Annotated in this window: 19 protein-coding genes; 13 read left to right on the forward strand and 6 right to left on the reverse strand. The window is 61.5% G+C overall.

What is annotated here, in order from left to right; genetic code table 11:
* Positions 1-74 precede the first annotated feature (74 nt).
* Both ABR989_RS02540 and ABR989_RS02545 read left to right on the forward strand, forming a co-directional pair.
* Positions 75-785: a hypothetical protein gene (locus ABR989_RS02540; RefSeq protein ID WP_428125533.1), complete on the forward strand. Its 711-nt coding sequence runs from the start codon at positions 75-77 to the stop codon at positions 783-785.
* Positions 772-2,130 (forward strand): hypothetical protein, encoded by a 1,359-nt coding sequence (locus ABR989_RS02545; protein WP_428125534.1) that lies wholly within the window; start codon positions 772-774, stop codon positions 2,128-2,130. The genes ABR989_RS02540 and ABR989_RS02545 overlap by 14 nt, the downstream gene beginning before the upstream one ends.
* A gap of 20 nt (positions 2,131-2,150) precedes the next feature.
* Here ABR989_RS02545 and ABR989_RS02550 read toward each other — a convergent pair whose 3' ends face one another.
* Positions 2,151-2,981: a class I SAM-dependent methyltransferase gene (locus tag ABR989_RS02550; protein WP_428125535.1), complete on the reverse strand. Its 831-nt coding sequence runs from the start codon at positions 2,979-2,981 to the stop codon at positions 2,151-2,153.
* Between the two features lie 71 nt (positions 2,982-3,052).
* On the reverse strand, positions 3,053-4,051 hold the full coding sequence (locus ABR989_RS02555; protein ID WP_428125537.1) for a glycosyltransferase family 2 protein: 999 nt from the start codon (positions 4,049-4,051) through the stop codon (positions 3,053-3,055).
* 58 nt (positions 4,052-4,109) lie between these two features.
* Between ABR989_RS02555 and ABR989_RS02560 the strand changes: the two genes are divergently transcribed.
* From ABR989_RS02560 to ABR989_RS02570, 3 genes are all read left to right on the forward strand, one after another.
* Positions 4,110-4,799, forward strand: coding sequence for a GtrA family protein (locus tag ABR989_RS02560; protein WP_428125538.1), 690 nt, complete (start codon positions 4,110-4,112; stop codon positions 4,797-4,799).
* A gap of 154 nt (positions 4,800-4,953) precedes the next feature.
* Complete coding sequence (locus ABR989_RS02565; protein ID WP_428125540.1) at positions 4,954-5,583, forward strand: DedA family protein; 630 nt, start codon at positions 4,954-4,956, stop codon at positions 5,581-5,583.
* A 22-nt stretch (positions 5,584-5,605) separates the two neighbouring features.
* Positions 5,606-6,301, forward strand: coding sequence for a hypothetical protein (locus ABR989_RS02570; RefSeq protein ID WP_428125541.1), 696 nt, complete (start codon positions 5,606-5,608; stop codon positions 6,299-6,301).
* A 46-nt stretch (positions 6,302-6,347) separates the two neighbouring features.
* Here ABR989_RS02570 and ABR989_RS02575 read toward each other — a convergent pair whose 3' ends face one another.
* Positions 6,348-8,006 carry an acetate--CoA ligase gene (locus ABR989_RS02575; RefSeq protein ID WP_428125542.1) on the reverse strand — a complete coding sequence of 553 codons (1,659 nt, stop codon included), beginning with the start codon at positions 8,004-8,006 and terminating at the stop codon, positions 6,348-6,350.
* Positions 8,003-9,685: a thiamine pyrophosphate-binding protein gene (locus ABR989_RS02580; RefSeq protein ID WP_428125543.1), complete on the reverse strand. Its 1,683-nt coding sequence runs from the start codon at positions 9,683-9,685 to the stop codon at positions 8,003-8,005. Before ABR989_RS02580 ends, ABR989_RS02575 begins: the two co-directional genes overlap by 4 nt.
* 119 nt (positions 9,686-9,804) lie before the next feature.
* Here ABR989_RS02580 and ABR989_RS02585 point away from each other — a divergent pair, with 119 nt between their 5' ends.
* The 5 genes from ABR989_RS02585 (at position 9,805) to ABR989_RS02605 (ending at position 16,147) form a co-directional block, all read left to right on the forward strand.
* Positions 9,805-10,119, forward strand: a complete 315-nt coding sequence (locus ABR989_RS02585) for a hypothetical protein (protein ID WP_428125544.1) — start codon at positions 9,805-9,807, stop codon at positions 10,117-10,119.
* 12 nt (positions 10,120-10,131) lie between these two features.
* A complete protein-coding gene (locus tag ABR989_RS02590; protein WP_428125545.1) occupies positions 10,132-12,885 on the forward strand; it encodes a UPF0182 family membrane protein in 2,754 nt (917 codons plus the stop codon).
* Between the two features lie 203 nt (positions 12,886-13,088).
* Entirely contained in the window at positions 13,089-14,762 is a 1,674-nt protein-coding gene (locus ABR989_RS02595; RefSeq protein WP_428125547.1) for a sensor histidine kinase, read from the forward strand.
* Positions 14,762-15,418: a response regulator transcription factor gene (locus tag ABR989_RS02600; protein ID WP_428125548.1), complete on the forward strand. Its 657-nt coding sequence runs from the start codon at positions 14,762-14,764 to the stop codon at positions 15,416-15,418. The genes ABR989_RS02595 and ABR989_RS02600 overlap by 1 nt, the downstream gene beginning before the upstream one ends.
* A 48-nt stretch (positions 15,419-15,466) precedes the next feature.
* Positions 15,467-16,147 (forward strand): nitroreductase family protein, encoded by a 681-nt coding sequence (locus tag ABR989_RS02605; RefSeq protein WP_428125549.1) that lies wholly within the window; start codon positions 15,467-15,469, stop codon positions 16,145-16,147.
* Between the two features lie 99 nt (positions 16,148-16,246).
* Here ABR989_RS02605 and ABR989_RS02610 read toward each other — a convergent pair whose 3' ends face one another.
* Together ABR989_RS02610 and ABR989_RS02615 are read right to left on the reverse strand one after the other, a co-directional pair.
* Positions 16,247-16,705 (reverse strand): hypothetical protein, encoded by a 459-nt coding sequence (locus tag ABR989_RS02610; protein ID WP_428125550.1) that lies wholly within the window; start codon positions 16,703-16,705, stop codon positions 16,247-16,249.
* A 20-nt stretch (positions 16,706-16,725) separates the two neighbouring features.
* Positions 16,726-17,451: a dienelactone hydrolase family protein gene (locus ABR989_RS02615; RefSeq protein ID WP_428125551.1), complete on the reverse strand. Its 726-nt coding sequence runs from the start codon at positions 17,449-17,451 to the stop codon at positions 16,726-16,728.
* A gap of 256 nt (positions 17,452-17,707) precedes the next feature.
* Between ABR989_RS02615 and ABR989_RS02620 the strand changes: the two genes are divergently transcribed.
* The 3 genes from ABR989_RS02620 (at position 17,708) to ABR989_RS02630 (ending at position 20,629) form a co-directional block, all read left to right on the forward strand.
* Complete coding sequence (locus ABR989_RS02620) at positions 17,708-18,430, forward strand: rhomboid family intramembrane serine protease (protein WP_428125553.1); 723 nt, start codon at positions 17,708-17,710, stop codon at positions 18,428-18,430.
* Positions 18,431-18,749: 319 nt separating this feature from the next.
* Entirely contained in the window at positions 18,750-20,132 is a 1,383-nt protein-coding gene (dnaB, locus tag ABR989_RS02625; protein ID WP_428125554.1) for a replicative DNA helicase, read from the forward strand.
* A gap of 101 nt (positions 20,133-20,233) precedes the next feature.
* On the forward strand, positions 20,234-20,629 hold the full coding sequence (locus ABR989_RS02630; RefSeq protein ID WP_428125555.1) for a DUF294 nucleotidyltransferase-like domain-containing protein: 396 nt from the start codon (positions 20,234-20,236) through the stop codon (positions 20,627-20,629).
* Positions 20,630-20,684: the final 55 nt, after the last annotated feature.

Raw genomic sequence — 20,684 nt, forward strand, 5'->3', positions numbered from 1 at the left:
CGACGGCACAAGATTGTTGGTGGATTGGAAAATGGTAGTATCGCGCCATTGTTGAAGGCTGCGAGGAGGAGAGAATGATCAGATACGCATTGGTCGCGGCTGCCGCCGTTTTTGCAGTCGGGTGCAATTCTTCGCCGCTACAAACCGCCGACAACACAGTCGGCGGCGCTAACGTAGTTTCGTCCGCGGAAACGCCGATGGCGAAGGGGGCGACCAGTCTTTCGCTGGACTGGGGCGCCAAAGCGCAAGCCGGCCAGGTCGCGATCGCTGACGTATTGAGCTACGGCGGCTCGAAAACGACGATCAGCGCGCCGGCTGGATGGCAACCGATTCGCGACGATTCCACTCCAACAACGCGCCAGTCGCTGTACTGGCATGCAATCCAGGCGAATGACGCTCGCACGGCGACGTGGACATTCAGCGAGCCGGTCGATGCGCAAGGCGCGATCCTGTTGCTGGACAATGCCGCGGCAGCCGCGCCGGTGGATATGAGCAACGTCAAGACCGGCAACGGCGGCACGGTGCATTCCGACTCGATGACGACGACGGCGGACGGCGACCTAATCCTGATTTTCAAGGCGACTGATTTTGGGAACGCGCCGCTGCAGCCGCAGATTCCGGGCGACATGAGCGCAGTCGTGGCTCAGGGGAAGGCGCCGCTCGAATACTGGATCCTTGCGACCTGGCAGAGTCAGAACGGCGCCACCGAGGAAACGGAGTTCAGTTTTCCGCAACTCTTCAACTGGACAGCCGCGCAAGTCGCGATAAAGCATGGGTCGCACTGACACGCGCGCGGACGCGATGCGCCCGACCCTGGCGACCAGCCGCGGATTCTTCGCGGTGGCAGTGATTATCGTGGTCGTGGGATGCGCCATCGTTTTTCGGCACCGATGGATAGTGACGCGCATCGACATAGTTTCGGGAATCGTTGCGCTCGGGGCGCTGGCGTACTCATTCAGGCTCGCCGATCCCGCGCCGATGACCGATGAGGCTGTCAAGCGAGACGAGTTGCTTTCACAGTTCGCGGTCTTCGTGGTCTTCCTGGCGTTCTATGCGATAACGGCCGGCTCGGACACGAGTCCGTACAATGCGCATGTGCGCCAAGCGTTTGCTTTCATCCACGGCCACACGTATATCGACGCGCCGAATTACATCGAGCATGCGCAGGTTGGGGCATACAGCTACCAGCTTCATCCGATCCTGCCGGCGATCCTGCTGATGCCATTCACGGCGATCTGGGGGATGGACACCAATCAGAATTATTTTTCGATCATTGTGGGCGCGCTCGACATGGCGCTGGCGTGGCGCCTGCTGGGGCGCTTCCACCTCACGGTGAATGCGCGAAAATGGCTCACGGTTTTTTTCGGCGCCGGCACGATCATCTGGTACGAGACGGTCAACGGGGGCAGTTGGGGAGTTTCGATGGTGGTCGCGATCCTGATCACCTTGATCGCGTTCGATGAGATGTTCGACAAGGGGCGTCCCGCGGTGGTTGGATTTTTTGCCGCGATCGCCGGGCTGGCGCGCTACGATCTCGTGTTTGTGTGGCCGGTATATCTGGCGCTGTTGCTATTCTGGCGCCGCCGCAGCATCCGCGAGTTGTTCTGGTTCATTCCGGGGTGCGCGCTGACGGCGGCAATTTACGTAACGTTCAACTTCATTCGCTATCACAGCCCCTTTGACCGTGGGGTTGTTTACTACATGCCGAAGGATCAGCAGACGCTGTTCGCCTTTAGATTTTTTCCGGGCAACTTCTTCACGCTGTTCTTCATGGCGCCCGGATTGGACGCCAACTTTCCTTACATCCATCCGACCTTTGGGGGACAGTCGATCCTCACGACGAGTCCGGCGTTCCTGCTCGCGCTCAAGGCGAGTTGCCGGCGGATCGAGACGGTATTGATCGCAATGGGCGCCCTGATCGCGGTGACCCCGAGCCTCTTTTACGTTGGCAATGGATCTGCGCAGTTCGGCACGCGCCACTACTTGCAGGCGTTCCCGGTTCTTTTGCTCCTCATGGCGCTCGGCGTGCACCGACGAATCGATCAGATGTCGCGCATCCTGATAACCGTTTCGGTGTTCATGATTACGTGGGGCGTCTGGTACGTCCGGTTTTATGGCCTCGGCGGCTGAGTGCCGCCGCAGATGGCGGCTCATCGTTTGCGCGCGATCACGTACATGATGTCGTAAAAGTTGAGATAGAGCGGCCAACCGCCGACACCCAGCCGATCCAGGAGATCAAGCGCGCGCGTATCGCCGTGCTTCTGCACGAATACTCCGTAGGCCATGCTCCGCAAGCTCCGGTAGAAGCCGCAATGGCGGGCGTAGATCACGTCGAAGCCAAACCTATCGAGCATCGTGGTCATGCTGGCGATCGAAAAATAGTGCGCGTGCGACGGCGGATGCATCAGTCGCCATTTCGTGCGCCTCAGGCGCGCGTTGAGGCTTCCGAAGTCGCCGGTCGTGATGGCGATGAGCGCGCCGGTCCGCATGTGATCCGCGAGCTTCGCAATGTACAAATCCGGGCGCGCGAGATGCTCGATCGTATCCCACATGCATGCGACGTCGAACTCGCGGCCCGCCAGGTCATACTGCAGCAGGTCTGCGCAGGTGGCGTCGAGACCCAACCGGGTTTTGGCGTGACTCACCGCAGCCGCGGACACATCAATGCCCTGGGCGGAGTCGAAGCGATCCCTCGCGACCTCCAGAAAAAAACCGTAAGCGCAGCCGACTTCGAACAGACGCCGATGACGTGCCGGGTCCATGAAGGACTTCAACACCCTCAGGCGCGACAGGAAATTGCGCTGCGCGACGCCCTTGTCTGAAAGGTAATCGTGATACTCCTCGCCCTTGAAGTAGCTTTCGGTATAGATAGCCGCGAGTTCCTGATCGGTGGATTCAGGCGGGGCGAACGCGTGACCACATTGCCGACAGCGCAGAAGTCCGCCGAAGATTGCGTCGCCTGATGAGGAATCGCACGCCACACAGCGTGGTCCGGACAAACTCGGGGCGTTCGCCGCTCCGATCACATCCACCGAAGGTCGGTCCGCGGGGGTCACGACAGCTCTTGCTCGCTGATGAAGCGCGGCCGCTGTTTCACCTCTGAGTAAATCTTGCCGATATATTCCGCGACCAGACCGATGATCATGATTTGAAGGCCGCCGAGCACGTAGATCGGAAGGACCGTGGACGCCCAGCCCGGGACGACCTTGCCGCGCAGCGCACTCACGACGATGAATACGCTGATGGCCAGGGCGCCGAGCGTGATCAGCACGCCACCGATCGCGATCATCCGCAGCGGTGCCACCGTAAACGACGTGACTCCATCCAGCGCAAGCCCGATCATTTTTGTCCACGAATAATGCGTCGTGCCGGCGAGTCGCTCGTGCACGTCGAAATAGACTACTTCCGACTTGAAGCCCATATTCGCAAAAATGCCACGGAGGAATACGTTGACCTCTTTGTAATCGGCCAGCGTGTCCAGAACTTTTGCGGAGATCAGCCGGTAATCCGGATGATCTTTGATGACCTTGGCGCCCATCGAACTCATCAGCCAATAGAAGGCCGACGAGAAAAGCTTTTTGGAGATAGGAACGTTGCCGGGGTTTCGCCTGATTCCGTACACGATGTCGGCGCCCTGACGGTACTTGTCCAGGAAGCTGTAGATAGCCTGTTCGTCGTGCTGCAAGTCGGCGTCCAGCGAGATTACGCAGTCGGCTCGATGCCTGACGGTCAGCAGACCGGCTAACACGGCATTCTGATGGCCGAAGTTGCGGGAGAGCTTCAGCGCTTTGACTTCGCGTTCGGACTTATTGAGTTCGCGCAGCGTACTCCAGGTGTTGTCGATGCTTCCATCGTCTACAAAATAGAGGAAGCTTTCGGACGCTATCTGTCCCTTTTCCCGCAGGTCGCGCAGTATGACGACGAGCCGGCGGACCGTCTCCTGTATCACGAGCTCTTCGTTGAAGCAGGGGACAACGATTGCGAGGCGTGGCCGGGTTCGCGCTAGATCGGTCACGATCGGTTCGTGGCGGTTGAGATCATCGTTGGTCACCGGAGCAAAGCCGCGCGATTCCTGAACTTCATCGGGAGGTCCTTGGCGTCCACCCGATGTGATACTTATTCTGTACCTGAAATTACGACAAATGGCATCACGGGAGTTTAGCGGCTGGGACGGTGGCAATACGTTGGCGCGTGACATGGCGCTCGCGCTGATCGTCGGATTCCTGACCGGCGCACTGTCGATCCCGGTCGTGATCAACCTCGGACTCGGAACGGCGATCAGGATCCCGCTGCTCTACCTGCCCGTTATCGGCGCCACGCTATTCGCGATTGCGGTGCTGGCCGCGAGCCTGGTTGCCAATCGAGCTCCCTCGTTATTCGAATTTTCAAAGTTTGCCGTGGTGGGTGTTCTGAATTCCGGGGTTGATTTCGGCGTCCTGAATTCTTTGATGCTGATAACTGGCGTGTCCTCCGGCGGCGGCTTTTTGGCGTTCAAATCAGTCTCGGTCACGCTGGGAGTGATCAATAGCTATCTGTGGAATAAGTACTGGACATTCGATTCGTCGAAATCCGGCGCAGCACGGCGGGAGTTAGTTGCTTTCCTGGTGGTGACACTGGTGGCAGTGGCGCTCAACGTGGTGGGCGCGGACGTGATCGTGAACGTAGTAGGCGCGCCACGAGGAATCAGTACCAAGCTATGGGCAAACGTCGGCGCTATTTCAGGCGCCGGATTGACGCTGTTCGCGAACTTCTTCGGTTACAAGTTTTTCGTGTTCAGAAAACTGTCGGTCGTTACATAAGAATCGTGAATATACGCCGTTTCGCTTCCGGCGCGTATTTTTTAACACCTGACTAGCCAAAAATCTCTTACGCTGGCACACTCAATCCGGCAAGCTAGAGATCGCCGAGCCAGGGGTGAGGAGTGGCGTCAACTTCGCGACAGATGGATTTCCAATGCATGGGATAACCGACCCCGCGCATATCGCGGACATGCTCGCGACGTGGGGCTATCTCGGCATCTTCATTGCCGTGTTCATCGGTAACCTGGGGATTCCCGTGCCGGAGGAAACCGTGATGCTCGCCGCCGGATTCCTGGCCGGCCGCGCGCTGCTCGATCTGCGAATCGTCTATATCGCCGTAGCCGTGAGCGCAGTCACGGGCGACTGTTGCGGCTACGTCATCGGCCGCACCGGCGGACAGCGCGTACTCGTTCGGCTCGCGTCCGCCTTTCCCTCCATGCGCACGCGTTACGACCGCTTGCAACTTTTCTTTCAGACCCACGGCAGCAAGGCGGTGTTCATGGCGCGATTCATCACTGGCGCGCGATTCATGGCGGGCCCGATGGCGGGTGCGTGCGGGATGCCGTTCTTCCAGTTCCTCGGATGGAACGTGCTTGGTGCGATCGTATGGTGCTCGCTCGTCGTTACGGTCGGCTACCTGGTGGGCGACGAGTTGTATCGCGCCGTGACGATGGCTCATCAGGCGTCGCGATGGATTGGGCTGGCCGGGGTTGCTGTGGCGATCGTGGTTCTCGTCTTGTGGTGGAGGGACAGGCATTCTGCGGTGTCGCGGCCTCAATCGTAGCCGCGTTTGCGGCTGCGTCGCGATGACGGCGCTCGCGCTCGCGCTGACCGGATGCAAGCCGCGCACGCGTATCGATCTCCACTATCTTCCGGGCTTCGTGCCGGGGTCGCAGAACATTTTTCGTCCCGTCAAAATTGCGGTGCCTCCCACGACCGGAGATTTCGGCTCCGGCGATTCCAGCGTCGGCACGATCTACGCCGCCGACGGCGCCCCCCAGACTCCCCTCGTGGTTGCCGATGCGGCCCGCGCGTTCAACAACGGATTGATCAAGGGTCTCGCCGACGCCGGTTTGGCGCCGGTGGCGCTCGACTCAAATCCGGGCGACGGCAAGCCGCCCGAGGGCTCGGATTTCATCCTCACCTCCGACCTCGAACAGCTCGAAGTGAACAAGCGGTTCGGAACGAACCAGACCGTCCACGGCCAGTACTTCTCGATGAGAGCCGTGGTGCGCGTAAAGTTCGAGCTCAAGAATCGCGATGGCGCCGTGCTTTACTCGGGCGAGATCAGCGGCATCGAAAATGAACCGCCAAATCCCGTCGGCGCCGAGGTCTTTCTACCGCTCGAGACCGAACCCGCCGAGTCCTTGTCGGTTGCGCTCTCGCGCGCGGTCGGCCAGCTGATGCTACAGCCCGGATTTCGCGACGCACTGCCGATGCGATCCGTCGAGGCGGCTCCCACTTCGACGCCGCAATCTCCCGGCGCGTCGCATACGCCATAAGAGAGTCAAATCGCCGAGCCCGCAGATACCGAAGTGAATGCCGAACTTAAGCGGACCTGCCCTTGCGCGATTCTTCCCGGCGGCGCAACTCGACGCGGCGGATTTTCCCGCTGACCGTCTTGGGCAGCTCGTCGATGAATTCTATCTCGCGCGGATATTTGTAAGGCGCCGTCACGCGCTTGCAATGCTCCTGCAGTTCCGTCACGAGCCAATCGCCGGGCTCGGCGCCGGGCTTGAGCTTCACGAACGCCTTGACGATTGAGCCGCGATCCGCGTCGGGACTCGCGACCACCGCGGATTCCATTACCGCGGGATGCTCGAGCAGGGCGCTCTCGACTTCGAATGGCCCGATTCGGTAGCCCGCCGAAATGATCACGTCGTCGGCGCGCCCGACGAACCATAGATAGCCGTCGGCGTCGCGTGTCGCCTGGTCGCCGGTCAGGTACCAATCGCCGCGAAACACGCTGGCGGTCTCTTCCGCATTTTTCCAATACTCGAGAAACAGCGACGGCGGCCGCTCCGGACTCACCCGCACTGCTATTTCTCCGAGCTCGTCAACTTTGGTCTCGGCCATTTCGTTGTCGATTACACGGACATCGTGACCCGGAAACGGCAACCCCATCGAGCCGGGTTTCACGGGCATCGCGGGCATGTTCGCGGCCAGGACGGCCGTTTCCGTTTGTCCAAAACCGTCGTGAATCGTGAGTCCCAGCCTCTCCCGCCAGACCTCGATCACCTCGGGATTGAGCGGCTCGCCCGCACCCGTGCAATGCCTCAGTTTCGGGAATGAGTAGTCAGTCAGGTTTTCCTTGATTAGTATTCGATACTCAGTCGGCGGCGCGCAGAAGGTAGTAACTCCGTAGCGGCCGACCAACTCGAGTTCTTTCGCCGCATCGAAGCGGCCGTTGTACATGAACGTCGTCACGCCGTTCATCCACGGCCCGAACAGCACGCCGTAGGCAGCCTTGGCCCAGCCGGTGTCCGACGTTGTCCAATGGAGGTCGCCCGGCCTCACGTCGAGCCAGTTAAGCCCCGTGAACCGGTGACTGTAGGTATAGCCATGACTATGCAGAACCGCTTTCGGTTCCATAGTCGTGCCGGAAGTGTAATAGCAAATCGCCGGCTCCGACGATTTCGTATTCGCGGGCTTGAACGCCTCCAACGCGCGGCTCATCTCTTCCTGCAGGCTCATCCAGCCGGTGCGGGCGGCGCCGGCTATCAGGTAGTGCTCGACGGAGGGGCATTGCTTGCGCAGTTCCGCGATCATCGCGGCATTCTCGACGCCGGCGATTATCGCGCGCGCCCCGGAATGATTCGCGCGGTACACCAGGTCCTTCTCGCGCAGCATCGAGGTGCACGGGATGACGATCGCGCCGAGCCTGAGCGCGCCGATATACGCCGCCTGCCACAGCGTGATTCGCGGCAGCACCAGCAGAACCGGATCGCCGCGCCTGATTCCATGTCCGGCGAGAACGTTCGCGATGCGTTTCGATTGCTGCGCGATATCCGCGAACGTCAGCCGCGCGCGCCGGCCCTCGCTGTCTTCCCACAGGATCGCAACCCGGCGCGGATCTTCGGCGAACTTGTCGATGGCCGCGGCGAAGTTGAAATACTCCGGCGTCTCCCACCTGAAGTCCCGGTACGCGCGCCGATACTTCTCGAGCGTGTCGGTCCTTGTTGCGTCGGTTTTTATTGAATCAGTCATGGGCGCAAATTTCCGCGGGCCGCGTGCTCCGCTGGCGTTTGCGAGCGCCTCGCCGCGGCCTTGATATACTTCACCGTCACCGGCGACAGATCGTCGCGATCGACGCGCACGTCGATTATCGCAAACGATTTGCATTCGTGCGCCGCGCGCAGCGCATTTCTGAGCTGCTCGACCGTGCCCGCCTCGAATCCTGCGCCGCCCCAATCGCGCGCGAGCTTCGCATACGGCCACGGCGGAATCTCGAGCAGTTCGCGCCGCTCGGCAATCGGCCGGAAGATGCCCCATCCGCCGTTGTTGATCACCACCACGATCGGATTCACGCCCTTGGCCGGAGCCTGCGAAATTTCCGGCCCGGTCATCTGAAAACCGCCGTCCCCGCACAACACCAGCGGCCGAAGACCGCTGCCGATTTGCGCGCCGAGCGATGCCGGCACCGCAAATCCCATCGAAGCGTAAAACCCCTGCGCCAGGTAGCCGCCGTTATGCGGCACCCGGATGTCGAGCCCGCCAAACAGCATGTCACCCGACTCTGCGACCACCAGGTATTCGCGCTTGTCGGCCAGAAATTCGTTGACCGCGGCCAGGATCTCGTTGACCTTGACCGGCCTGCCGTCGCGCGCGGCATTCTCGCGAAGATTGTCAGCGTAATGAACCTTCTCATGATGAAGCCGCAGCTTCTCGCGCAGCAACGCGCGCGCGAAATCGCGCACCCCGGCGTCGGTGTAGGCGTGATACTTCACCTCGACCTTGCGATCGACCGCCCACACCGTTCTGCCTTGAATCACGTGCGGCGGACGGTTGCCGAAGTTCATATCGGTTTTCAGACATCCGAGGTTGAGCACGAAGTCGGCCGCGTCCATCCGCGCGACGATCGACGGCGGACTGATCGGGCCGATGTGCACGCCCATGTACAGCGGATGGTCCATCGGGAACGCGCCCTTGCCGAGTACCGTCGTGAACACCGGCGCGCCCATCTGCTCGGCCAGGTTCACCAACTCATGCGACGCCTTGAAGCGATGAATCTCGATGCCGGCGATCAGCACGGGCTTGCGGCTCTGGTTGAACATCGCGGCGGTCTCATGCGCCGCTTCCTCGACCTTGCGCGTGTCGGATTCCTGGAAATGCAGCCGCCCGTCCCATTCGATCAGCTCCTCGGGGACTTCGATCCGGCGGTCAACCATGTCGCGATGAATCTCGATGTAGCCCGGCCGCTGCTCGGCCCAAATGGCGCGCACGACGCGATGCAACTCATCCGCAGCGCTGCGCGGATCGGTCAGCACGGCACACGCGCAAGTTACTTCGTCGTAGATGCGGCGCTGCGATTCGATCTCGCGGGCCTGGTGATGAATCAGCGTGCCGAGTTTGCGTTCCTCCTCGCCCGGGCCGCCCGAGAAAATCAGAATCGGCACGCGTTCCGAGAACGATCCCGCGACCGGATTGACCATGTTGTGGCCGCCGGCGCCGTAGGTCACGCAGATTACGCCGATTTTCCCGGTCGCGCGCGCGTAGCCGTCGGCTGCGAATCCGACCCCCGGCTCGTGCGACAGCGTAATGATTTTCAACCCGTGCTTGCGGCCCAGCGCGAAAAACAGCTTGAGCGCGAGGTCACCGGGGATGCCGAAGACGTGCGACACGCCAATCTTGCGCAGGTAGGCGACCAGAAAATCGCCCAGCGCCATGTGTCTCTTCACTCCGCTTCGACCTCCTCGATCGCCGCTAATTGTAACAAAAACGCCCCCACCGCAGGACATCTTCAGCGCCGCGCTGTGCTAGAGTATGATGTTGGCGGGTTAAGCTGATGTTTCGATCGATGCTTCGCATGCAACTCCTCGGGCCGATGCAACTGAGCCGGCTGGTGATGTACCTGCCGCAGTTCGTACGCTTGTTCTATCGGCTGATCACTGACGAACGCGTGCCGGTGCTGGCGAAAATGGTGCCGTGGATGGGGCTGCTGCTTATGCTGACGCCTCCGGCGCTCGAGCTCGACATGATTCCGATAGTCGGCGAACTCGACTGGATTCTTATCGGCTACCTCTCGCTCAAAGTCTTCATCTGGCTCTGCCCGCCCGACGTTGTGCGGGAACACGTCAGCCTAATCGGGCGTGGCGAATAGCGCAGCACGCTGATGCGACCCCGCGTAATCCTGATCAGCCTCGCCGTTGTCGTTATCATCGCGCTCGTTGCGCTGAGCCTGGCTGACCAGCTGCTGGTCGACTACCTGTGGTTCGGAAGACTCGGCTACGGCGGAGTTTTCAATACAACCGTCGTCGCGGAAATCGCGATCTTCGCGATCGTGTGGCTGGTCGCGTTCGTCGCGATCTTCGTGAGCGGGTTGATTGCGATCGGCTCGAGCCGCGATCGCGAGCGGCTGCGTGTGGTGCGCCGTCCCGACGAGATGGTCGAGGTTAATCTGCCCGAGCTGATTCGCGCGCTCGGCGAACGCGTGCCGTGGCGCGTGATCGTCGCCTGCGGTGCGGCCCTGCTGGCGGTGTTCGCGGCGCAAGGCGAGGCTGCCAGCTGGGATACTTACCTCAAGGGTCTCTACGGGGTGCCGTTCGGAATCGCCGAGCAGGCGTTCGGCAACGACATCGGCTTCTACGTTTTCACGATGCCGCTGCTCGAGGAAATCCGCGATCTGTTCCTGATGCTCATCGTGCTGGCGGCCGCGATTGCGATCGCGGTCTATTGGGCGCGCGGCGCGCTCGACTTCAAGGAATCGCCGCCGCGCGTGTCGCCGGGCGCGGCGGGCCATCTGTCGGTGCTGCTGGGGCTGTTCTTCGTGCAGCGGGCGATGAGTTACTGGCTCGGCCGCTTCGACTTGCTGCTGCATACCGACGGCGTCGTATTCGGACTGCGCTACGTCGATCGCATCCTGTGGCAGCCCGGGCTGTGGCTGCTGGTGGCGCTGTCGTTGGCGGCCGCCGTGATGTGCATGTTCAACGCGCGCGAGGGCGGACTGAGGATTCCGGTCGCCGCGTTCGTTATCGTGTTCGGGCCCGCACTCATCATGAATTTTATCCAGCCGGTGATCGAGCGCTTGTGGGTCAAGCCCGACGAGCTTCGGGTCGAGCGTCCGTACCTGCAACGCAACATCGAGGCGACGCGGCATGCGTACAAGCTCGACACCGTTGACGTGAAACCGTTTGCAGGGCAGGGCACGCTCACGCCCGCGGCGCTCGAAGAGGATTCGGCGACGGTCAAGAACATCCGCCTGTGGGACCCGCGCCCGCTAATCGACACCTACCGCCAGTTGCAGGAAATTCGCACCTACTACGATTTTCGCGACGTCGACATCGATCGCTACTGGATCGAGGGCAAGTACACCGAGGTGATGCTTTCGCCGCGCGAGATGAATCTCGAACAGCTGCCCGAAACCGCGCAGACCTGGGTCAACCAGCATCTCAAGTTCACCCACGGCGCCGGGCTGGCGATGAGCCCGGTCAACCGGAAGGACACCGAGGGACTGCCGGTGTTCTATATCAAGGATATTCCGGCGGTGTCGGACGTGGGGCTGAAGGTTGACCAGCCGGCGATTTACTTTGGCGAGGGGCGCGACAGTTACGCCGTCGTCGATTCCGCGACGCCCGAGTTCGACTATCCCAAGGGGGCAGACAACGTATTTTCGTATTATGCGGGATCGGGCGGCGTGCCGGTGGCGGGATTTTTCCGCCGGCTGCTGTTCAGCATCTTCTTTCGCGACATCAATCTGCTCGTCACCGAGAATATCGTGGCGAACAGCAAGATCATGATCCGGCGCAACATCGCAAGCCGAATTGCGTACCTCGCGCCGTTCCTGAACCTCGACCGCGATCCGTACGCCGTGGTTCTCAACGGCCGCATGGTGTGGATCGTTGACTGCTATACCACCAGCGATCACTACCCGTACTCGCAGCGCAACGCCGATGGGATCAACTACCTCCGCAATTCGGTCAAGGTGGTGGTCGATGCGTACACCGGCGACACCGATTTTTACGTGGCGGATCCCGAAGACCCGGTCATCAAGACGTGGCAGCGCGTGTTCCCCGCGATGTTCAAGCCGATGTCGGCGATGCCGGCGGAATTGCGCACGCACATCCGCTATCCGGAAGATTTTTTTCTGATTCAGGCCGACACTTTCCGCACCTATCACATGACCGATCCGCAGGTCTTCTATAACCGCGAGGACCTGTGGGGATTTCCGCGCGAAAACTACGCCGGGCAGACGGTGCCCATGTCGCCCTACTACGTGATCATGCGGCTGCCGGGCGAGACGCAGGCGGAATACATGTTGATGCTGCCGATGGTGCCGTCGGGACGCGACAACATGATTGCGTGGATGGCCGCGCGCTGCGACGGGGCGGATTACGGTCATCTGTTCGAGTATGCATTTTCCAAGGACAAACTCATCTACGGCCCCTACCAGATTCAGGCGCGCATCAATCAGAATCCCGAAATTTCGCGGCAACTTTCGCTGTGGAATCAGATGGGTTCGAAGGTCCTGCTCGGCAACCTGCTCGTGATACCCGTCCAGGACTCGCTGCTCTACGTCGAGCCGCTGTTCATCCGCGCCGAGAACGGCCAGTTGCCGGAGTTGCAGCGGGTGGTCGCGTCTTACAGCGATCGCGTGGTGATGGGCGATACGCTCGACCTGACGTTGGCGGCGTTGTTCACGAACCAGGGCCCGCCGGGGCAGACGATCGCCAAGGCGATCATGAATGAGGCGGCCCCGCAGTCGATCGGCGCGGGCACGGGCGCGCCCAAGGCCGACATGCAGAGCGCGGCGCAGCACTACAATCGCGCGCTGGACGCGATTCGCGCGGGCGATTGGACTGCGTTTGGTGCGGAGATGAAGCAGCTCGGCGACGAGCTGTCAAAGCCGTCGGATTCCGGACATCCCTGACAGAAGCGCGCGCGCATCGCGAACGATGCGGGCGAACCTGAGCCTTGACCCCCTTCCCATGTGGGAAGGGGAACAATTGCGCGCGAAACAGTTTATCTCCACACAAAATGTTCTTTGCGTAACTGGACGCGCGCTGTATCTCCCTTAGAACATTCGTTTTCCTCTGTCATTCTGAAGGCGGAGCCACCGACTTGGCAAACGCTTTGAAACAACGCAATCAACTGGCGCTTGTCGCGCCGCAACCTGCATCGCGTCAAACATCTTTCAGCGATCGGATCGTCGCCATCGCCGAGCTTGGCGCCGGGACACTCGCGGCCGAGCGATGCGCGATCGCGTTTCCCGCCAGTGGCGTGGGCACCGACAACGTGGTGTTCGCGCCACACGGAGATTCACGATGGGACGCGGTGGTGAAGGCGGTCCTCGTTGCACTCGACAACCGGCTCGGTGACGCGGTCGCGGCAGAAGGGTTGAAGCGAGCGCGTGGAGCGCCGGGTTCAATCGAATCGATTGAAAGGGTTGCGCTGAGTGCGCGGGAAATCGACGCAATCGCCCGGATCGAAAAAATAGACGGGCGCCAGATAGCCGCGTCGGCGTTCATCGACGGCGTGAGCGCGGTGCGAATCGCGATGGTGGCGCGGGCGGATCGCGCCCGCGGCGAACTTGAAGCATCGCTTGAACTTATGGCGCGCGCCGTCTTCGCCGAGCTGGCGTTGGCTGCCGCGCGCGCGTCGCTTGAATTCTGGCGGACCCACGGCGCCGAGAGCGGCCGCCAGACCGTCGAGGCAAAGCGAGAGTTGCTCCGCGAGCGGGCGGCGACGAATCACCTGGACAAGGCGGTTGCGGCGGCGCGGCGTGCGCCGACGACCCATCGGTTCAGCCGCTTCGGCGAACTCGTCGCGGGCGGGGCCGGCTTCGATCAATGGGTGGTTGCGGTCGCGGAAGGTGGCGCATTGACGATAGCCGCATCGTCGTCCGGGCTGAAGGAATTCGATTTGGGTGAGGCTCACAGCGCGCTTGGGGAAAGTTTCCGGCGCCGTATCGTGATTGCGCGCTGGCGCGATCGCGACGCGGGCATCGTCGATCGCGCCCAACAATCTTCCGAAGACAGAATGTTCGTTGGTTCGTATGTGTGTATCCCGTTCGAGGCCGGCGCGATCGCGCTGGCGTCGCGCGATGGGCGCGCATCCGCATCCAGGGCGGAGGCGATCGTCGAGCGACTGGCTCCAATCGCAGCGAACTGGGTGATGGAGCGGGAGGCCGCGCGGCGGAGCCTCCTGGTGCGCCAGCTCGCGCTCAGAATGTTTGCTGCGATCGACGAGGAGCGCGCCAGAATCGCACGCGACCTGCACGACGATCAGGCGCAGTTGCTGGCGGCGGCGAAAATTGCGCTCGAGGGCCGGCGCGAGGCGGCGCGCGCGATCTTCAAGCAGGTCGAGGCGGAGTTGCGCCGCAAGACGCGCGAACTTCGTCCAATCACGATCGGAGACGCTTCGCTCGACGAGGCAATCGAGAGCGAGTTCGCGCGGCTGCATCGCGCGGGCGTAACGGCGAAGTTAGTTCACTTGGTTCACGATGGCGCGGCGGAGAAAATCTCGCGCCCGGTGCAGCAGCTATGCTTCCAGGTCGTTCGTGAGACGCTGTCCAACGTGATTCGGCATGCGCGCGCGAAGTCGGTCCAAATCACGATCGAAAGCACCGATGCGGCAGCGCGCGTCTCGGTTACTGACGACGGCTGCAGCATCGGCGCCAACATCAAGGGCGAGGGGACTGGCTTGGCGGGTGCACGGGAGCGGCTGGAGTTGATGGGCGGGAGCTTGACGGTGGAATCGCGGGCAGGCCGCACGACGGTCATCGCCGAAATCCCGGAGTCCGCGTGATGGAAAATCACCAGCGGATTCGCGTGCTGCTCGCCGATGACCATCGGATCTTTCGCGAGGCGCTGCGGATGGTGCTCGCGGCCGAGTGCGAGGTGGTCGCGGAAGCATCCGATGGCGAACAGGCCGTCGCGATTGCCGCGCAACTGAAGCCGGATGTGGTGGTGATGGACGTCGGGATGCCGGGGATCGGGGGACTTGCCGCGGCGCGTCGAATCGGCAAGGAAGTGCCGGCGTGCAAAGTGCTGGTGCTCAGCCAATACGACGACGAGGAATACGTGTTGGAGGCGCTCGGCGAAGCGGGCTGTGCGGGCTATATGGCCAAGACCGACGCGGCGGCCGAATTGCTGAGCGCGGTGCGGGCAGTTCACTCCGGGCGGCGCTACCTGAGCCCCACGATCGCGCCAATCGTGCTCGCGCGGCTGCGGACGGGCGCGCCTGCGAACGCGTCGCGCGCGGCGAATCCGACGCGACGGGAGCGCGAAGTGCTCAAGCTGATAGGCGAGGGCGCGACTACCAAGGAGGTCGCGCAACGACTCGGCATCAGCGTGAAGACAGCGCAAGCGCATCGCAACAACCTCAAGCAGAAGCTCGAGCTGCGCTCGACGGCGGCGATGGTGCGATATGCGATCAAGCACAAACTGATTCGCATCGATTGAGCACGGGGCGCCGACCGAGTAACAATCCACAGCCGGAGCAGCTTAACGATGGCGGAAATAGGACTCTTCGAGGCAATTTACTCGGCGCGATCGCTCAGGCGATTCAAACCCGATCCGGTTCCCGACGATGTAATCACCAAGGTGCTCGACGCGGCGATTCGCGCGCCGTCGGGCAGCAACCAACAGAGTTGGGAGTTCGTGGTCATCAAGGACGCGGCGCAGCGCAAAAAGATCGGCGACGTGTATCGCAAGGGCGGCGAAATTTTGGTGGCGCTCTACGCCAATCGCGTCAAGCCCGCGCACATGAGCGAGGACGCCTACCGGAGACTGAGGGCGTCGGCAACCTACCTGCTCGATCACATGGCCGACGCCCCGGTGCTGTTGATCGCGTGCCTGAAACAGACCGCGCCGGCGGGAGCGCCGCCCAAGCTTCCGCCCGAGGTGGCCGCGGCGATGAAGAGGCAGGCGCGGATCTCAGGCTCGAGCATCTATCCCGCCGTGCAGAACATTATTCTCGCCTGCCGCGGACTGGGTCTCGGCACGGTGCTCACGACGATTCACACCTATTTCGAGGACGAGGTGAAGGCGATATTGGGGCTGCCGCGCGAAGTGCAGACGTACGCGCTGATGCCGATCGGATATCCGCAGGGGAAGTTCGGACCGATCAAGCGCCGGCCCGTGAGCGAGGTCGCGTACCTGGACAAATACGGCAACCATTGGAAGAGCTGAGCGCGGCGCGCTTTACGGAGGCGATCGAAGGGCCGTCCGGGGATCACCAGGCGCCTCGTCTTTTGTCGCGAAGTGTCAATCGGGTTCGCCCGTGGACTATCAGTGCGGTTCGTCGCGAAGATCCTCGGTGACTTTGCCGGCGAGGTGCCGGACCTGGTCGTGTTGCGAGAGCAATGAGGCGAGCACCGCGGGGTCGGGCTTGCCACCGAGGCGGTACGCGTCGGCGGCGTGCGCGAATCGTTCGTAGGCGTTCAGCAGGCGGACGAAATCGCGATGCGAGCGCAGCGACGACTCGCGGGGCGTCGATGATGAGAACGCGTTGGCCTTGTTGAAGGCGTAGTAGAACTCGCCCATCTCTTCGGACGACAGTTGGCGATCGTCGAGCTTGAAATAGGTGCGGCAGTAATCCGCCAGCTTGTCGGACAGATCGGAAAGCAGCGACACGTTCGCCGTCATCGTGCGATGGTAGTCGGACGAATAGCATGCGGTGGCCGCAGCGATGGCAATCGCCAGAAAAAAGACGGGCCGGCGAAGAGCGGCCCGCCGAAATGATTTCAACAAAACACGACCACGCCCTTTCAGCCGAGATGCTCTTTGAAGAACGCGATGGTCCTGGCCCACGCCTCTTTGGAATGCACGGGATGGAACGACGGACGATCGTCGCACATGAAGCCGTGATCGGCGTCCGGGAAAGAGACCACCTCGGCCGGCTTGCCGGCCTTCTTGAGCGCGTCGCGAAATTCGTCCACTTCGGTGATCGGAATGAACGCGTCCTTGCCGCCGAAGAAGGCCAGCACCGGGGCGTTGAGACCGTCGACGTATTCGATGGGCGGTTTCACGCCCGGCTGCCGCGACTTCACCATCCCGCCACCGTAGTACGGCGCGGTGGCTCTGACAGCGGAGTTGCGGCACGCGGTCATGAAAGCGACGCGACCGCCCATGCAGAATCCGACGGTACCGAACGCGGGCTTGACCTCCTTCAACGCCTTGAGGTGATCGATCGCGGCGCCCATGTCTGCGACGATTTGATCATCGTTGACCGAGCCCATCAGGCGAAAGGCGCCGGGCAAATCGTTGTAGCCGACGACGTTGTTGGGTTGGCGAAAGTAAAGATTTGGAGCGATCGCGACGAAGCCTTCGGCCGCGAATCGATCCGTGATGCGTTTGATGTGATCGTTGAGGCCGAACGCTTCCATCACGACGACCAGCGCGGGATGCGGACCTCCGGACGCAGGGCGCGCGAGATGCGCCGGCATCTTCTCGGCGCCGGTACGAATCGATACTTCATTCGAGACGACTTCCATGATTGAAACCTCCCTAAAAAGATTCCCGTCCGCCGGCAAGCGGGTCGCGATCCCGGATGGCGTTTGACGCCGTCGCCAATCCCGCGATCTTTCTCGCATACAACGAGGCCCGGCTCAAGTGAGACAGTCCGACCAGGCGCTCGCATAAGAAAGTTCACTTTTTCACTGCCGCGCGCGCCGTCTCGCGCCGACCCGCCGCGCGCCGCTAGTATTGCTCCGCCGGTCGATCAATCCGTGTGCCCGGCGTGATATTCCTATGATCCCGCTTCGCGACAACGCCGCGCCGCGCCGGCTGACTCCAATCAACACCGCGCTGATCGCCGCGAACATCGCAGTGTTCGTCTACGAACTGTCACTTGGCGCGGGCGTAACAGCCTTCGTGGGCAGATTCGCGATGGCGCCGGCGGCGGTCACGCGCGCGCTCTCGGCCAACGCTCTCACATGGCAAAAACTGGCCGTGCATCGGAGCATCGGCGCGCTCGCGCCGTTGATGACGACTGTCACGTCGATGTTTGTCCACGGCGGTTTCTGGCACGTCGCGGGCAACATGCTGTATCTTTTCATCTTTGGCGCGGCTGTCGAGAATCGGATGGGCGCGTCGCGGTACATAATCTTTTATCTCGCTGCGGGAATCGCCGCGGCGCTCGCAACGGTGTGGATGGCGCCCGAGTCGAGGGTCCCCGTGATCGGCGCGAGCGGCGCGATTGCCGGCGTGCTCGGCGCGTACTTCATCCTCTACCCGCGCGGGCGCATCCTGACGATTATCCCGATTTTCATCTTCGTCCAGTTCGTCGAAATTCCGGCGGTCATCTACCTGATGCTCTGGTTCGCGGTGCAGCTCTACGCGGGACTCGAAGAAGGCGGTCGTGCGGCGACGATGGCGGGTGGAGTTGCGTGGTGGGCGCACGTCGGCGGCTTCATGTTCGGAGTAGCGCTTGGTCCGATGCTGGCGGTGAATCGTCCGCGCCGGCGACGATAGCGCCAGCCGATCGCGCATCAACTGTGGACAGAGTGGTGACAACGGTTGTCATTTCGCTGTGGTAGCGGTCGAAACCGTCGCGAGCGTCTCGAGCGCCGATAACTCGTTCGAAGAAAAATGTGATCGAACTGTGGATTTCCGTTGCGCCAATTCAGAAACACCTTTGCCGCCAGTCTTCTCCGCTCCGCGCGCCCCTGTGGAGAGAGGGCTGACGAGCTCTTGAATACCTGTTCGTCCGCGGTGCATCGCGAATTTCGGCGTTGCCAAGCCTGGCGCTCATTCGCTAGTACGGGGCCTCTGAAAGATTTTGGAGGTTGATGTGGCGGGCGCGGCAGACGATATCCTGAGGCGGGTTCCACCCAATAACTTAGAAGCGGAACAGTCGGTTCTTGGCGCAATCTTGCTCCTGAACGAGGCGATCAATCACGCAATCGAAATCCTTGCGGCTGAAGACTTCTACCGCGAGTCACATCGGCAAATCTTTCAATCGATGGTCGAGCTCACAGACCGAGGTGAGCCCGTCGATGCGATCACCCTGACCGATATCCTTCGCAACAAGGGCCTGCTCGAGCAGATAGGCGGCTCCGCCTACATCGCGGAGCTGGCGTCGGTCGTGCCGACTGCATCCAACGTGCCCTATTACGCGCGAATCGTGCGCGAGAAGTCTGTGCTGCGCAGCCTCGCCTCGATCGCGACAGATATCGCCAGCAGCGCCTACGGGATGCCGAGCGATGTAGATGCCTTCTTGGACCAGGCCGAGCACCGTATCTTCGAGATAGCTGAACGGCGAATCAGACCTTCGTTCCACTCGATGAAGGAATTGACGAAAGATTCGTTGGGCATCCTCGAGCGGATGTACCAAAACCGCGATTTGATCACCGGCGTGCCGAGCGGCTTCATCGATCTCGATCGCATCACGGCGGGCTTCCAGCCGTCGGACCTGGTTATCATCGCGGCCCGCCCCAGCATGGGCAAGACGGCGCTCGCGCTGAACATTGCGTCTTACGCGGCGATGGCCGCGGACCCGCCGGTGGGCGTCGCGTTTTTTTCGCTGGAAATGTCCAGGGAGCAACTTGCGCTGCGCATGTTGTGCTCGGAGGCGCGGGTGGACAGTGCGCGTGCGCGGTCAGGGTATTTGGGCGAGAAGGACTTTCCGAGGCTGGCGGGGGCCGCGGCACGGCTGTCGGAAGCGAGTATCTATGTTGATGACAATTCGAACACCACAGCGCTCACGCTCAAAGCTAAGTGCCGTCGCTTGAAACGCGAGCGCGCCAAGAACCTGGGCCTGATAATCGTCGATTACCTTCAGTTGATGGGTTCCGCGAAGCCCGGTGAAAATCGCGAAAAGGAAATCGCGGAAATCTCGCGCTCGCTCAAGGCGCTGGCGAAAGAACTCCAGATCCCGGTGATCGCGCTCTCGCAACTCAACCGGCAAGTCGAGTCGCGCGAGAACCGCCGTCCGATGCTGGCGGATCTGCGCGAGTCGGGCGCGCTCGAGCAGGACGCCGACGTGATCGCGTTCATCTACCGCGAGGAAATGTACAAGGGCAAGGACAGCAAGGAGCCGGGCGTGGCCGAGGTGATCATCGCCAAGCAGCGCAACGGCCCCACCGACACCGCGAAGCTCACCTATATCAGCAACTACACCCGCTTCGAGAACTACACGCCGGAGACGGGAGTCTTCGAGGATACGGGAAACTAGAACGGGAAACAGAGTCAAAACGACAGGCAGACCCATCCACGATGGGTCGTTCTAGCGCGAGTGCTAGCCGATCCTGTGCTTTTCTGGGAGACTGTTTTCGTATGGAACCGATGTCCGTCGAGGCTCTTGCTAAACAATGCAGCGCAACATGGCCTGCTATTAACGCGGCTCGGGCGAAGACTCGCGAGAAGATTGATCTGGTCAAAAAAGAGCTTATCAAACTGGACGATCCTCAAGTGTCCGTCGTCGTTATGGGCTCGGTCGCTCGCGGTGAGGTAACGGAAGGTAGCGATTTTGACTGGATGCTTTTAATAGATGGGGCCTCCGACCCAGAACATTTTACGCTCGCCGGAGCAATCGCCGAGGCTTTGGAGAAAATTGGGATCAAGAAACCAGGTCCAACCGAAACATTTGGCAAACTCGTGAGTGTACGTCGTCAGAACCTTTTGGACAAGTCAGCAATCGATTTAAGAGAGGATCTGGCCCATCTGGGTTGAGGTTGAGGCTGCAGTTGAGTAGTGCAGCCGGCGACGTTGGTCGAGGGTCTGCTGC

The organism is Binatus soli (SeqCode), assembly GCF_050015535.1.
GTDB lineage: Bacteria > Desulfobacterota > Binatia > Binatales > Binataceae > Binatus > Binatus soli.

Coding starts and splice junctions, on each gene's coding strand:
- ABR989_RS02570 (WP_428125541.1), top strand. CDS start 5,606: ATGACGGCGCTCGCGCTCGCGCTGACCGGATGCAAGCCGCGCACGCGT.
- ABR989_RS02565 (WP_428125540.1), top strand. CDS start 4,954: ATGCATGGGATAACCGACCCCGCGCATATCGCGGACATGCTCGCGACG.
- ABR989_RS02545 (WP_428125534.1), top strand. CDS start 772: ATGGGTCGCACTGACACGCGCGCGGACGCGATGCGCCCGACCCTGGCG.
- ABR989_RS02540 (WP_428125533.1), top strand. CDS start 75: ATGATCAGATACGCATTGGTCGCGGCTGCCGCCGTTTTTGCAGTCGGG.
- ABR989_RS02620 (WP_428125553.1), top strand. CDS start 17,708: ATGATCCCGCTTCGCGACAACGCCGCGCCGCGCCGGCTGACTCCAATC.
- ABR989_RS02600 (WP_428125548.1), top strand. CDS start 14,762: ATGGAAAATCACCAGCGGATTCGCGTGCTGCTCGCCGATGACCATCGG.
- ABR989_RS02580 (WP_428125543.1), bottom strand. CDS start 9,685: ATGGCGCTGGGCGATTTTCTGGTCGCCTACCTGCGCAAGATTGGCGTG.
- ABR989_RS02575 (WP_428125542.1), bottom strand. CDS start 8,006: ATGACTGATTCAATAAAAACCGACGCAACAAGGACCGACACGCTCGAG.
- ABR989_RS02605 (WP_428125549.1), top strand. CDS start 15,467: ATGGCGGAAATAGGACTCTTCGAGGCAATTTACTCGGCGCGATCGCTC.
- ABR989_RS02630 (WP_428125555.1), top strand. CDS start 20,234: ATGGAACCGATGTCCGTCGAGGCTCTTGCTAAACAATGCAGCGCAACA.
- ABR989_RS02585 (WP_428125544.1), top strand. CDS start 9,805: ATGTTTCGATCGATGCTTCGCATGCAACTCCTCGGGCCGATGCAACTG.
- ABR989_RS02615 (WP_428125551.1), bottom strand. CDS start 17,451: ATGGAAGTCGTCTCGAATGAAGTATCGATTCGTACCGGCGCCGAGAAG.
- ABR989_RS02590 (WP_428125545.1), top strand. CDS start 10,132: ATGCGACCCCGCGTAATCCTGATCAGCCTCGCCGTTGTCGTTATCATC.